The organism is Patescibacteria group bacterium, from assembly GCA_041650995.1.
GTDB lineage: Bacteria > Patescibacteriota > Patescibacteriia > XYB2-FULL-38-15 > XYB2-FULL-38-15 > JAHIRI01.
The window spans coordinates 1-13,802 of record JBAZJZ010000004.1 but is presented as its reverse complement, the minus strand read 5'-3'; the positions used below and the strand labels follow the sequence as shown (position 1 = coordinate 13,802).

General features: G+C 43.8%; 9 protein-coding genes, 2 tRNA genes and 1 rRNA gene. 8 read left to right on the top strand and 4 right to left on the bottom strand.

All coding sequences use genetic code 11. The features are described from left to right. Positions 1-198: 198 nt before the first annotated feature. From WC445_04495 to WC445_04485, 3 genes are all read left to right on the top strand, one after another. Positions 199-339, top strand: a complete 141-nt coding sequence (locus tag WC445_04495; GenBank protein ID MFA5129180.1) for a lmo0937 family membrane protein — start codon at positions 199-201, stop codon at positions 337-339. A gap of 74 nt (positions 340-413) precedes the next feature. Beyond that, positions 414-2,276: an ice-binding family protein gene (locus WC445_04490; GenBank protein MFA5129179.1), complete on the top strand. Its 1,863-nt coding sequence runs from the start codon at positions 414-416 to the stop codon at positions 2,274-2,276. Between the two features lie 70 nt (positions 2,277-2,346). Further along, complete coding sequence (locus tag WC445_04485; protein ID MFA5129178.1) at positions 2,347-2,979, top strand: class F sortase; 633 nt, start codon at positions 2,347-2,349, stop codon at positions 2,977-2,979. Between the two features lie 103 nt (positions 2,980-3,082). Here the strand turns inward: WC445_04485 and WC445_04480 are convergent, their stop codons facing one another. The 4 genes from WC445_04480 to WC445_04465 all read right to left on the bottom strand — a co-directional run bounded on the left by WC445_04480 (position 3,083) and on the right by WC445_04465 (position 7,394). Then, complete coding sequence (locus WC445_04480) at positions 3,083-3,643, bottom strand: hypothetical protein (protein ID MFA5129177.1); 561 nt, start codon at positions 3,641-3,643, stop codon at positions 3,083-3,085. Positions 3,644-3,683: 40 nt separating this feature from the next. Beyond that, positions 3,684-3,755 (bottom strand) — tRNA-Gly (locus WC445_04475). Positions 3,756-3,814: 59 nt separating this feature from the next. Then, positions 3,815-5,878: a lamin tail domain-containing protein gene (locus WC445_04470; protein ID MFA5129176.1), complete on the bottom strand. Its 2,064-nt coding sequence runs from the start codon at positions 5,876-5,878 to the stop codon at positions 3,815-3,817. 40 nt (positions 5,879-5,918) lie between these two features. Further along, positions 5,919-7,394, bottom strand: coding sequence for a lamin tail domain-containing protein (locus tag WC445_04465; protein ID MFA5129175.1), 1,476 nt, complete (start codon positions 7,392-7,394; stop codon positions 5,919-5,921). Positions 7,395-7,484: 90 nt separating this feature from the next. On the opposite strand from WC445_04465, the gene WC445_04460 reads away from it, so the two are divergent. From WC445_04460 to WC445_04440, 5 genes are all read left to right on the top strand, one after another. Then, a tRNA-Leu gene (locus WC445_04460) sits at positions 7,485-7,568 on the top strand. A gap of 119 nt (positions 7,569-7,687) precedes the next feature. Further along, on the top strand, positions 7,688-8,077 hold the full coding sequence (locus tag WC445_04455; protein MFA5129174.1) for a hypothetical protein: 390 nt from the start codon (positions 7,688-7,690) through the stop codon (positions 8,075-8,077). A 107-nt stretch (positions 8,078-8,184) separates the two neighbouring features. After that, a complete protein-coding gene (locus WC445_04450) occupies positions 8,185-9,795 on the top strand; it encodes a FecR domain-containing protein (protein MFA5129173.1) in 1,611 nt (536 codons plus the stop codon). Positions 9,796-9,840: 45 nt separating this feature from the next. Beyond that, positions 9,841-11,868 (top strand): adenylate/guanylate cyclase domain-containing protein, encoded by a 2,028-nt coding sequence (locus tag WC445_04445; protein MFA5129172.1) that lies wholly within the window; start codon positions 9,841-9,843, stop codon positions 11,866-11,868. Positions 11,869-12,268: 400 nt separating this feature from the next. Then, a 23S ribosomal RNA gene (locus WC445_04440) occupies positions 12,269-13,802 on the top strand; the annotation flags it as partial.

Sequence of the window (13,802 nt, the reverse complement as noted above, 5' to 3'; positions counted from 1 at the left end):
CTCTGAATCAGAAAAAAATTATTTTTTCTGCCAAGGACTTCTAACGGGGCATATTGTATTATTATATCAAACTATAACAAAAAAGACCTCAGTATTTTTTAAAGTGGCGATATTTTATCCACAGGGTTGACATCACAAAAAGTTAAGGGTGTGGTAAGATATATAAATAAAGAGACTCTAACGTTTAACACTAATCCTATGCTTGTAACTATTGGAATTGTGCTCCTAATTCTGTGGCTTGTCGGGCTCATCGCTTTTCCAGTAATAGGATGGTTTATCCATGTTCTTCTTGTCATTGCCATTATTATGATTCTGTTGAGGATTATCAGGGGAAAATAATCAATTTCAGCTCGGTGATAATTGATAAATAATTCGCTTAAAATATAATAATTAATAAATGCTTAGTAAAACGTATGAAAACATCTAGTAAGATTTTAGTAGTTGTGTTGGGTTTTGCCTTTGTGCTCGGTCTGGTCGGGCCGATTCCTGCGCTAGCGGCAACGTCACCATCTCTTGGGACGGCGTCAACCTACGGTGTTCTTGCCGACACCTTTAACTATAACACCGGGCTAACAACAATTACCGGAGTTGCTGGAACAGCAGCTCTCGGATATGTTGGAGCATTCCCAGGCGGTGGTGCAACACTCGCAGTTACTGGCACAACACAAGTGAACAATGCCGCATATGCCCAAGCAGGGTTAGATCAGAACGCTGCTCTAAATAATGCCGTTGACGGTCTCAATATTCAAACCTGTACATCTATCGGTGCTATTGTTGCTCTTAATGCAATTGATATTGATGGTGCCGGACCTCTTCCTCCCGGAACTTTTACTCCTGGCTGTTATTCTAGTACTGGCGCAATGAATATAACCACAGGCACGACAGTGACTCTCCAAGGCACTGGAACCTACATTTTCAGGACGCCCGCTGAGCTTAATCCAGCAGCCAATTCAACTATTGCATTAACTGGTGGCGCATCAGAGTGTGATGTATTTTGGGCTCCAGCTGCGGCCACAACAATTGGCGCCAATTCTACGTTTGTAGGAACGGTCATTGATGCCGCAGGCATTACCATCGGCAGCACTGTATCATGGCTAGGACAAGCTTTGGCATACGGCGGAACGGTTACGGCTGATACAGACACCATTACCGTACCGATATGCGCAGTCACGCCTCCGCCCACTTCGGGAGGGTCGACACAAATCGGAACAATTAACGTTGTTAAAACAGTCATTAACGATAATGGCGGGACCAAAACAGTTGCTGACTTTCCGCTGTTTGTTAGCGGTAGGCAAGTTTCCTCCGGGGAAAATAATTCTTTCACGGCGAGTCCTACGCACGCCGTGACTGAAACTACCGATCCAAATTACACCCAAACATTCTCAGGCGATTGCGACGCGACCGGTCACATAAATCTTGGTCCGGGTGAACACAAATTTTGCATTGTTACGAATAACGACATCGGCCCGGCCGTGGTTGTCCCGCCCGTGCCGCCCCTGATCGATGTGGTAAAAGTCCCAAGCCCGCTGGCCCTGCCGGCTGGTTCTGGCTCCGTGGCGTATACCTATACACTTCGTAATATCGGAACAGTCCCGGTGACCGACGTGACGATGATCGGCGATACTTGCAGTCCCATAACCTTGGTTTCCGGGGACACTAACGCAGACGCCATCCTCCAAGTAAGTGAGACATGGACATACACCTGCTCGACGACGCTCTCGGAAACTCATACGAACACCGTTGTTGCGACAGGATGGGCCAATGGCATAAGCGCAACTGACATTGCGAGTGCTACGGTTGTTGTTGGTTTGCCGACAGTGCCGCCTTTGATCCACGTGACAAAAGTTCCGAATCCGCTCACTCTCTCCGCGGGAGGTGGGATGGTTACCTACACCGAAAAAATTACGAATCCTGGAACGGTTGCGTTAAGCAATGTTATTCTCTCTGATGACAAGTGCAGTCCTATGAATTATATTTCCGGCGACACGAATGGCGATTCAAAACTTGATATTACGGAAACCTGGACCTACACTTGTCGGACGAATCTCACGGAAACCACACTGAACACGGCCATCGCAGAGGGTGTTGCTAACGGTATGACCGTGAGAGATTTAGCGATCGCCACGGTTACTGTGGCTACCGCTGTTCCGGCACTGCCCAGCACGGGGCTTTCTTCTGAAGGGAAAAACATTCCGTGGGACATCATTATACTCTCTGGTATTTTTATCTTGGCCGTAATCTCATTTACTGCAGTTCTAAAAAAAGGCACAATTTAGTTTAGGCGCTCGAGAAGATTAAAAAATTTGCCAAAATAATGGCCCCGTCTTTGGCGGGGCCATTTACGCTATGACCTCCTTGAAAAGTTCACAATTAAAAATATTACCAAAGGGAACGTTGTTCAAGTTTGTTCTCTTGGGGTTTATTCTCTCTTTGGCACTTCTTTTTTATATTGTTCCCATAAATTCAACCCAGAGCGGTTCGGCGCCGCTTATTCAAAATGCAGTCGTTCTTCAGAAAAAAGAACAAGCAGTTTATGGGTTACCTGTGCGTCTTAAAATTCCTAAGATTAATATTGACACTACTCTCGAGCACGTTGGTCTTACAACCAAGGGAGCAGTGGGCGTGCCGAAAGATCCCACCAGCGCTGCCTGGTTTAATTTCGGACCGCGTCCCGGAGATAAGGGTAGCGCAATTATTACCGGCCACTATGGTTATTGGAAAAATGGTAAAGTAGGAGTCTTTAATAATTTGTATAAATTACGTAAGGGAGACAAGCTGTACGTTGAAGATGAAAAAGGAGTGACTGCTACTTTTGTGGTGCGTGAATTTCGGACGTATGATCCGAAGGCAAAGGCTTCAGGCGTGTTTGTTTCAACTGATGGGAAAGTCCACCTCAATCTCATCACTTGTGAAGGAACTTGGAATAAAATTTCCAAAAGTTATCCTAGGAGGTTGGTGGTATTTACTGATAAAGAATAGGCGGGAAGGCATCTGTTGCTTTGCTTCCGCTAATTTTATTAACAAAGTTTATAATTAAAAAAGACCGCGCGGTCTTTTTTAATTATAAAAATGAGGTTTATTTTTAGTGTACTTCCCTGATGGTTTTTTTGTATAAATCCCAAGCTTCCTTCCATCTTTTATCTACTTCATCCATTTGGCTTATGAGGTCTGCGCGTTCTCCTTCATCAGTAGTATTTTCAAGAAATTCCAAGAGAGTTGTTCGTTCCAATGTTATTTCTTCAAGTTTTTCTTTTACCCAATCATCTTCGGCGCCCTCAACAAGCGGAGCCCCCTCAGCTTCTTCATAAATTTCTGGCTCTTCCCCAAAATAGCCCCGATATAATTCTTTAAAATCCTCCGTAGTCCATCCGGGGTAAGAACTTTCCACAATCCAACGGCCATCCCAGTCTATATTATTTATCAACTTAAGAATATCCGGCTTTATGTATCTTTGAAGAGTATCAAGCCACATGGCACTCTCTGAACTGCGCAGTCGTTTAGCCTGAAATTCCATGGCTTTTTTAACTTTTAAGCTAGCGCTCTTAGCGCGCTTTTCAATTTCGTCGGCGATTTTTGGAGCTTCCACTTTTAAAGACTCTTCCCTTTGTTTTTCTTCTTCCCACCAGGAGGTTTCAACAGACATATGATTAGAATCAAAAGTAATTCATAACTTCCGGACAATAAGCGGGCGAGCAGAATCGAACTGCCGTCTTGTCCTTGGCAAGGACACATAATAGCCACTATACGACGCCCGCTTGCTGGTCGGAAATTTATTCTTAAAATATAGCAGTCAATTTTTTTGCTGTCAATAATTTTAAACTCCCTCTATTTTTTTCCACCAATTAGCAAAAGCTCCGGATTTAATTCCGAGGCCAACGAGTGTCAGTCCTAAAATTCCTGTGGCCGCCCCTAAATAAAGATTTATATTTCCACTACTATTTTCTGGCGGGATTTCCAGCGTAGTTGGTTCGGCTGCCGGCGTTTTTATTTTTATGTCATCAATGTAGCGCGGCAAAAGTCGGAAGCCGGTTTTGGTTTGGCTCACAATTCCAACAGTTTCAATTTGGTCGCCGATATTCATTTTTGGTTTTGGAAAAGGCAAAGTGGATTTTAAATAAATTTTCAATTCGCCGTCATCGTCGGCAAAATATAAATTACTGCCACTTTTTTCCGTGAGTTCGCCAGAAGCCGAGACCAAACATCCTTCAAGACCTTCCTCAATTTCCGAAAGTTTAATGGGAGCCGGCGACGGAGCCTCTTGGCTCTCTAAAATTTTGATATCTTCTTTTGCTGAAACTTTAATTCTTTTTTCGCCGCCGGATTCGGCTAAGATGCCGGTCACTTCCACGAGGTCGCCGAGTTTTAATTCAGGAAAATTTTTACTATACATATATATTTGTATTCCCGGACAAGCTTCGGCGTTTGCAATATAAAAAATTTGGCTGCCCAAAACGCCTGGATCAACAATTACTTGGCCCGTAACTTTTACGCCGTCGCCCAAATCAAGATTTCTAATTTCTTCAAGTGTGGTTGCGGAAAAGGTCGCTGATTTTTTTGCAGAGGTTGAATTGGATTTTTTCGCCACAATTTTTTCTTGAAATTGAAAAATATTTTCCGCCCCTGGAGTTAATTTCGTCGTCCACTTGAAATTTCCATCCTCGCCTCGTGCCCAAGACGCGCCCTCCGGAACTTCATCATAACTTGTTTCAAAAAATATTTCCCCGTCGGTGTCTAAAAGCCGCGTCGCGTCGCAAGTATTATTGAACGCTAATTTTGTCACTTCTTTTTTAAAAAGTAGAAACTGGCCAGGATTGATAACTGTGCCGTCGGGAATTTTATATGGCCGGCTACCGCCTTCGTCGTCGTCCAATTTCCAGCCAGAAAGGTCAATTGGCTTAATATCAATGCTTTTAAGTTCAATCCACTCGCCCTCATCCGAACCCTCGGGGTTGGGCAAAATTTCGTTTATAAAAATTAGTTGTTCGTCAATTGGAAAATTATCAGCCGCGCTGTCGGGATTTGATATTTTAATAAATTGTTCGGCGGTATTTCCGGCGCCAGTCGCATCTTTTACGGTTAAAATAATTTTAAATTTTCCCGCCGCGGAATAGATGTGGTTTGCGTTTGCTCCGGCGGCTTCGGTTCCGTCCCCAAAATTCCAGGAAAAAATTAATTCGCCGCCGTCGGGATCAATTGAATCAGAACCGTCAAAAGAGATTACTTGGCCGATTTCGCCTTCGTCAGGCGCAGAGATAGATGCAGAAGGCGTTTGATTTTCGCGGGTGATAATATTTTCTTTTCCCGGCGTGGGAGTGGAAGTCCAAAAATAATTTTCCGTTTCGCGGGAGTAAGATTGTTCCTCGGGTGCTGTGCCGGAGCATTCAATCGAGTGGACAAGCGCGCCGTCAGGCGAAAATAATTTTACTGATTCAGTTCCGGAATTATTTAGAGCGATGCCAGTTGTTTTGCGATAAAGAACAAAAAATTCTTTTGGTTTTAAAATTATGAAAGGGAGGTCAGCCGCCTTTATGACATATCTTTTAGAGCTCGCGTCGCCGATTTTCCAGCCGGTCAAATCAATATCTGCGGTGCCGATATTTTTTAATTCAATAAATTCTCCTTGGCTGTCGTCGCCTTTCGGATTTGGAAAAATTTCATTCACAATAATATCTTTGGAATACGCGTCGTTCAGGTTTTGTTGCACACCGCCAGAGTTTGACGTGCTCTTGGTTGGTGTGGCTACGACGAAGTCGTTAAAGTCGTTTGTGGAATTTTGTCCGTCGGTTTTGCGGGCCACGGAATTTGGGTCAGAGGCGGCAGGGGCGTTATCAGATTTTTCTCCATCATCCCAATTGCCGTAAGAAACTTGGTCAATCACAAGACCAGCAGGATCTTTTATAATAATTTCATCGCCGGAGTTATTTAAAATTCCTTTTGGTTTCTCTAAAACAAAAAAATCCGAGCGGTCCGACCGAACCGGAAAGCGTAGTCACGGTTTCCCCGCCGTCTTCCAATGTCCAGCCGGTTAAATTTATAAGAGCGTTTCCGGGATTAAAAATTTCAATCCATTCAACTTCGTTATCAGCCGGGTCGGCCACAAATTCATTTATCAAAAGAGAACCGACCGGCCACGAGGGCGGAGCTGACGGTGTGGTTTCTTCGGGCGTGCTTACTCCGCCAGTTTCTTCCGAAGGCGGAGCAGTGATTGTGTTCGCCGAATTTTTAGTTAAAGTGGTTGTCTCGGAAAAATCAGCAAGGTCATTGTCAGTATCGTCTCCATCAATTTTTCTCGCCACGGAATTTGGGTCGCTGGCTTTTGGTGCGTTATCAGAAATATTTCCGTCGTCCCAATTTCCATAAGCAACCTGATCAATAATTGTTCCGTCTGATGTTTTTAATTTAATAATATCGCCAGAGTTGTTTAATTTGCTTGATGATAGTTCAATAGTTTGAAAACCGTTGGCCGTGATTGTGGTGTCGAGCGTGGCAATCGTGCCCGCGCCATCCTCTAATTTCCAGCCGGTTAAATTAATTTCAAAATTTTTTTTGTTAAAAATTTCAATCCATTCTCCGCCCTCGGCCGGGTCGGAAACAAATTCGTTAATGACCACGTCGCCGGGATTTATTTCTGTGAGCGGAGGCGATGCGGCACAGTCAGCGGGACAACTCAAATAATCTTCGCCGTCTTCGCAAATGGCGTTTCCGCAAACAGGACCCGAAGGAAGTGGTGCGGTCAGTGGCGGGCTATCCTCTGTTGGGGAATAACTGTTTTGTGGATTTGATATCGATTGGGTGACAAAATCATTAGAATTATCCTCGCTGTCATAACTATTGCCCGAATGTTCCTCTATGCCATCGACCGACAAAGTGGCGAGAGTAGAATATTCTGAAGCCTTTCGTTCGACGCTCCCATTCGTTGGGGGGTTTGCGATGGAGGATGTTTCTTTGTCGGTAGCTGTGCCTAAACCAACCTTGTCGACGATCGTAATTCCTGCGTCGCTATACAAAAGAATAGAGTTGTCGGTGGCAAGATGTTGGGTTGTTGAATAAATTACGTCGCCGGTTATTCCGTTGTGTGAGGTTGCGTTATATTCTGGAGAGATTACAAGGAGATAGCTATGTGCAGAGATTGAAATAGAAGAAAAAGACATTACGAGATTAGATTGTGTCCCGCTCGCAGTTTTTCTAGACAATCTCCAACCAGTAATATTCACCGAGAGGTTTGTAGGATTATAAATTTCTACGAATTCATCATCAACAGTTGCGCCAGATATTTGTACTTCACTAATTACCAAATGATCCGCCGTGGTCGCCAAAGAATTTTTTCCGAAAATAAAAAATCCCCCCAGCGCGATAATTAAAATTACGAAAGAACGAAATAATTTCGTCTTCATAGCCCCTCCTTGATTTTTTGTTAAAAATAAATTAAAATGATACTACGGTTTAATTTTAGCAAATTATTTTACTAACACAAAATTATCTTTGCCCGGGTGGCGGAATTGGCATACGCGCCAGCCTTAGGAGCTGGTTCTCGCAAGAGATTGTGGGTTCAACTCCCACCCCGGGCATTTAAAAAATATAAAATTTTAAAAAATAGAAACTAAAAATTTCTGTTTTTATTTTATCTTGACTTTTAATAAAAATGATATTAATATTTTTGATTAATGGGGGAAGAGGAGGGTAAGAGATGAGGGCTTGGGAAAAGGAAATCGACACGAAGCTCGTCTGGATCGTCTCCCGCTGGGTGTTCACATGTTTGGGCGGCGGCTTTTTGGCTGCAGTCGTCACGCTCTTCATGGGGATGAGTCTGCCTTATTGCGTCGCTACTGGAGTCGTCACGCTCGGTGGCGTTGCGGTAACGATCATCTGGAAGGTCAGTCGACGAAGATACGACGACTGGTACAGGGTTGCATGGGATGTCGGTCTCCTGACTCTCGTCGGGAGTATTTTGCTCTTTTTCATTGGCGCATATTTCGGCGGCGTATGGTGGATGGTTCACGGTTCAGTCGGGGGGATGATCGCCGCGTTCTTCATCATACTCATCGGACTCAGGGCTTTTCCTGGGTCCGAGGTCTAGGAGGCTTAGAGCGGGAACCAGAAATGGCAGCCCGCTTTTTTATTGCCAAAACCCTTTAATTTTGGTAAAATTGGACTGTTCTTTTTCGTTGTTAAATAAACAAATATATGAAAAAAATTCTTCTCGTTTTGGTCATTTTAATTTTGGTTTTTGGGGCGTTGTCTTATTGGGCGGCCCAGGTTTACGCGAAGCCCTTGGAATTTGGCGCATTAAAAATTGTGGTCGTGCCAGAAGAGTCGGGAGTTTTTATAAAATCTGCTGACGAGGATTTCAAGGAAGCAATTGCGGAGACGGAATTAAAAGCTGGTGATACGGTGCGGACCGACGAAACTGGTTTGGCCCGGATAATTTTGTTTGATACGAACGAAGTGTCGCTCGACAAGAATTCCGAAGTCGTGATTGAAGAAAGTTTTATAGATTCCGAAACGCCATTTTTCACAAAAATAAAATTGAATTTAAAAAAGGGGCAAATTTGGAACCGGCTTTTGGAATTGTTGCACCCTGACGCGTATTTTGAAGTTGAATCCGGCGGAGTGGTGGCAACGGTTCGCGGAACAATTTTTAATATGTCCAGCACAGAAGGAGATGTTAATATGGCCGTGACGGAAAATTCAGTGACTCTTACTGTGGCAGGTGAAAATGAGGCGGGACAAATTTTGAAAGCGGGTGAAGAATTATCAGTTGATTTACGTCAGATAAAAAATTTAGGGCAAGCGAAAATTTTTGAAATCACTGAAGCGCGTCGGGCAAGCGAATGGTTTAAAAATAATTTTTCCCGCGATGAAAAGTTTCGAGAATTTATAAAAGAGAAAAAAGAAAATATTTTGCGGCAGATTGGGCCGCTGCCTGGGTCAAGATTTTATCCGGCCAAAAGACTGGGCGAACGAACAGCGGCGTTTTTAACTTTTGATAAGTCGGCACGGGCCGAAAAAATAAAAAATTTTGAAGCTAGAAGATTTTTGGCAGCGAGATTGCTTTTAGCGGAGGGTGAAAAAGTCCGGGCGCTTCAAACTTTTAAAAGTATTTCTAATATCAGAGATATTGCGCCCACAATCCGTCGGGCCGACTATTACGATCGAGATTTTTTGAAAACACAAGTTCAGGTTTTAAAAAATGGAATCGACAGAGAGGCAGTCAAGGAATATTTGGACCAAACACTTTTGCCCAGACAACTAGAGTTTATTAAACAAAAATTAGAACTTTCGCCAGTCCTTTTACCAAAGCTGGAAGAAATTATTATTGAACCATTGGGTTCGGTAAATACGAACAGTGAATCGCAAAATATTAATACAAATACAAACGTTAACACAAACTCAAATACCAACCAACCTCAGGGTCCAGTTTGTGGCGACGGCGTTTGCGAATTGGGCGAGGGTTCGGGGGTTTGCGATGCCGATTGTCCGCCGCCTCCGCCAGCTCCGACAATTACAAGTTTACAAATTTCTGCCATACCAACTTCTATTCCAGCCCAAAGTTCAAGTAAACTCGTGGCTGAAACAGTCTGGAGCGATGGAAGCAGGAGAGATGTTACCGGCGATGTTTCTTGGTCGGTTAATCAATCAGTGACCGGAGGTTTGATGGGTTATGTGAGCGCCGGGATGTTTTATTCTAGTGGTTCAGTCGGTACGGCAATTATCAGAGGAGTTTATTCATCCGAGGAAGAGACTTTTGAGGCGACGATTAATATTCAGGTCACGAGTTTGGGGGCCATGCAATAAAAAATAAAAATAAAGCTCCGATCTTTCGGAGCTTCGCCATTTATAATGAGAAAATTTTTTTTAGAAAATCCGGTTTGGGGTAAATTAATTTTGGCCGTGGGGCTAATTTTTGCTTCGACCACGATTGTTTTTGCTCTTTTTCACTGGCAGATTTTAAATTGGATAGATTTGGAAATGACTGACAGGCTATTTTTACGCGAGCCGATTTCCGACGAAGTCGTCGTCGTGAGCATAGATAACCGCTCCATTCAAGAATTAGGCGTCTGGCCGTGGCCGCGCGAATTTCACGGCAATCTTATAAAAAAATTGGAAGCGGCCGGAGCGGCGGTAATTGGGTATGATGTGACTTTCGCCGAAAAAGGGATTGGTGATGAAGAATTTTTTAGAAATATAGCGTCGCATGAAAATTTAGTTTTTCCTTTTGAGGGGTCGATCTCTCTAGGGTCTGGCCAGTTTCCAGCCTTTCGTGAAACACTTTTGCCTCTACCGGAAATTAGAGAGAATCATGAGGTTGGCCACTCACTTTTTATTGCTGATATGGACGGCACGGTTCGCCGCGCGCCGTTTTTGATTCAGCTCGGAGAAAATTTATCGCCATCGTTCGCGCTAAAAATTTTAGAGACTGCTGAAAAAATAAAAATTGAAATTCCGGAAAAGTTTAATCAAGAGATTATTTTGGATGGCAGCATTTATCCGTTGGACAATTTTGGTCTCGCGAGAATTTTCTTCTTCGGCCCAGCTAATACTTTCAGAAAATATTCTTTTGTTGATGTCCTTCGGGGTGACGGGAGCTTGGAACAATTTAGAGATAAAATTGTTTTAGTCGGTTCCGAGGCGGCTGATCTACACGACGAATATTTCACATCCTCTTCGGGCGGTCGGCCGGTTTCCGGAGTGGAGATTCATGCTAATGTGGTGGAATCGATTTTACAAAATAAAACACTGCGAGAAGAGAGCGATCCTAAAAATATTTTTTTAATTATTTTGGCGCTTGCAGCGGTCGCGGCATTTTCTGTTTCATATTTTAAATTGCGTTTTGCCCTGCCTTTATTTTTTGTCTATTTTACAGCCTATCTTGTCGCCGCCGCCGTATTTTTTTCCGAAGGGACAATTTTGCCGATTTTTTATCCGCTTCTCGTTTTAATTTTTGTTTATGGTTTTGGCGTAATTTTGCGTTATCTTCTAATCAGAGAAGAAAAAAGAAAGTTAAAAAAATATTTTTCTCTTTATGTTGCCAAAGATGTTGTGAATGAAATTTTAGCCCACCCGGAAAAAGTTAAACTCGGCGGCGAGACAAAAAATTTAACAATTCTTTTTTCCGATATCCGTGGCTTCACTTCGGTCTCGGAAAAAATGGGCGCGCAAAGTTTGGTTGGTCTTTTAAATAAATATTTGACTGCCATGGCAGAAATTGTTTTGGATAATCGCGGCGTGGTGGATAAATTTATTGGCGACGCAATCATGGCGTTTTGGGGCGCACCGTTGCCTATGGAAAACCATGCCGAAGCCGCGGTGCGAACAGCGCTTTTGATGTCGCGCGAACTTAAAAAGCGCAACAATGAATGGAAAAAATTAAATTATCCGGAAATTAAAATTGGCATCGGGTTAAACACGGGAGAAGCAGTGGTCGGCAATATCGGGTCGCACGAAAGATTTGATTATACGGTAATCGGCGACAATGTTAATCTCGCCTCGCGCTTAGAAGGCCTGACAAAATTTTACGGAGCAGGGATTATCGTTTCCGAAACGACTGCCGCGGTAGTAGGCGGCGAATTTGTTTTGCGGCAGATTGACTGCGTGGCCGTCAAGGGAAAAATGCAGGGCGTAAAAATTTATGAAGTTCTAGGTTTTGCCGAAGAGAAAGAGGGTTATGCGAAGTTGATAGAAAAATTTGAACAAGGATTCGAACTATATTTGAAAAAGGACTGGCTTGCGGCCAAGAAAGTTTTTGAGGAAATTCTGGCGGACAATCCGGACGACGGGCCAAGCAAAGTTTTAAAGGAAAGACTAGATGAATTTATCACCTCGCCGCCGGCCGATTTTGACGGAGTTTATCACTTGAAATTTAAATAAGTAAAAAGCCCTTGACAGCTTTTTCTGAGTAGTTTAAAATATGGTTATGGAAAAGAAAATAGAGGTTAGTTATCCACATTTTATCCCGAGACCGATCTAAGAATTTTCTCTCAAAATAAACAAAATATGTTACAGAGAGTTTTAACTTTTAAGTTCCCGAGCGGCTAACCTATTTTTTTGGTCTTTTGCGCGCCGCTCGAAAGAGCGGTTTTTTAGTCCTTTTCCCAAAAATTAAAAATTATTTTTTGCTCCCGCTTCTGGTGTCAAAAACACGAGAGGCGAGAAACAGAAAAAAATTGTTCATTAACAATTGAATAAAAGAGCATCTTAAAAACCCAACATAAAAAAGAGAACCAAAAAAATAAACGAGAATTGTGAAATGTATGTTTTAACAATTCTTGTGGTTAGATATAAGGGCGTATGGTGGATGCCTAGACACTAAAAAACGATGAAGGACGTAGTAGCCTGCGATAAGCTTCGGGGAGGTGGCAAGCAACCTTTGATCCGGAGATCTCCGAATGGGGCAACCCGGTCCGATTGAAGATCGGATCATCGCTATCTAAATTCATAGGATAGCGAAGGCAACCCGGTGAAGTGAAACATCTCAGTAACCGGAGGAAAAGAAAAAAAGTTACATACAAATATCTTTGCGAGTTTTCGCAGAGATATTTGTGTGTTTCCATTCCCCAAGTAGTGGCGAGCGAACGGGGAAGAGTCAAAAACCTTGTTAGTGTTTTAGCGGATGGTCGGTGAGTCGCAAGACGATCCGGCCGCTGCTAATTAAAGGTGTGGGCCGTTGCTAACAGGGATACGCGAGTCAGTCGCGTTGTCTTCCCAATATAAGACAGGCAAGGGAAAAGCCCGAGCAATCGGGACAGCTTTCCTAGAAGAACTCCTGTGGAAACAGGGACCAGAGAAGGTGAAAGTCCTGTACTCAAAAGGAGCTGTAATCTTGCGGTGATTGACTTAAGTACCACGGGCCTCGTGAAATCCCGTGGGAATCCGGCACGACTATGTGCCAAGACTAAATATTTTTTAGTGATCGATAGTGAACTAGTACCGTGAGGGAAAGGTGAAAAGTAGGCCGGTTAGGCCGATGAAAAGTACCTGAAACCATACGCTTACAAGGAGTTGCGGCCCGCAAGGGTTGCAGCGTTCCTATTGAAGAATGAGCCAACGAGTTTGCTGTGCGTGGCTTGGTTAATCTCCCATGGAGAGGAAGCCGAAGTGAAAGCGAGCCTTAATAGGGCGTTTGTCGCGCACACGAGACCCGAAACCGGGTGAGCTAGCCATGACCAGGGTGAAGGTCAGAGAAATCTGACTGGAGGCCCGAACCCACATGCTGTGCAACACATGGGGATGAGTTGTGGCTAGAGGTGAAATTCCAATCGAACTCGGTAATAGCTGGTTCTCCCCGAAATAGCTGTAGGGCTAGCCTCGGATATACAATATAGGGGTAGAGCACTGAATGGTTCAATTCGGCGAAAGTCGATTGCACCAATCAAACTCCGAATACTATATTTTTAGTCCGGGAGTCAGACTGTGAGGGCTAAGCTTCACTAGTCAAAAGGGAAACAGCCCAGATCGTCGCCTAAGGTCCCTAAATCCGAATTAAGTGTTAAAGGTGGTGGAAAGACTCAAACAACTAGGAGGTTGGCTTAGAAGCAGCCATCCTTTAAAGAAAGCGTAACAGCTCACTAGTCGAGTTTTTCTGCGTCGAAAATAATCGGGACTAAATTCGGTACCGAAGGCACGGGATCCCGCAGCAATGCGGGATCGGTAGGGGAGCTTTCTCGAGTCGCTGAAGTCGCATCCGTAAGGAGCGGTGGAGGCTCGAGAAGTGAGAATGTTGGCATAAGTAACAAAAACTCTGATGAAAACTCAGAGCACCGATAGTCTAAGGTTTCCTGGGCAACGCAAATCGACCCAGGGTT

Bases quoted from the DNA above. Each gene is read 5' to 3' on its own strand.
- WC445_04480 (MFA5129177.1), bottom strand. From the start codon at position 3,643: ATGTCTGTTGAAACCTCCTGGTGGGAAGAAGAAAAACAAAGGGAAGAG.
- WC445_04445 (MFA5129172.1), top strand. From the start codon at position 9,841: ATGAGAAAATTTTTTTTAGAAAATCCGGTTTGGGGTAAATTAATTTTG.
- WC445_04485 (MFA5129178.1), top strand. From the start codon at position 2,347: ATGACCTCCTTGAAAAGTTCACAATTAAAAATATTACCAAAGGGAACG.
- WC445_04450 (MFA5129173.1), top strand. From the start codon at position 8,185: ATGAAAAAAATTCTTCTCGTTTTGGTCATTTTAATTTTGGTTTTTGGG.
- WC445_04455 (MFA5129174.1), top strand. From the start codon at position 7,688: ATGAGGGCTTGGGAAAAGGAAATCGACACGAAGCTCGTCTGGATCGTC.
- WC445_04495 (MFA5129180.1), top strand. From the start codon at position 199: ATGCTTGTAACTATTGGAATTGTGCTCCTAATTCTGTGGCTTGTCGGG.
- WC445_04465 (MFA5129175.1), bottom strand. From the start codon at position 7,394: ATGAAGACGAAATTATTTCGTTCTTTCGTAATTTTAATTATCGCGCTG.
- WC445_04490 (MFA5129179.1), top strand. From the start codon at position 414: ATGAAAACATCTAGTAAGATTTTAGTAGTTGTGTTGGGTTTTGCCTTT.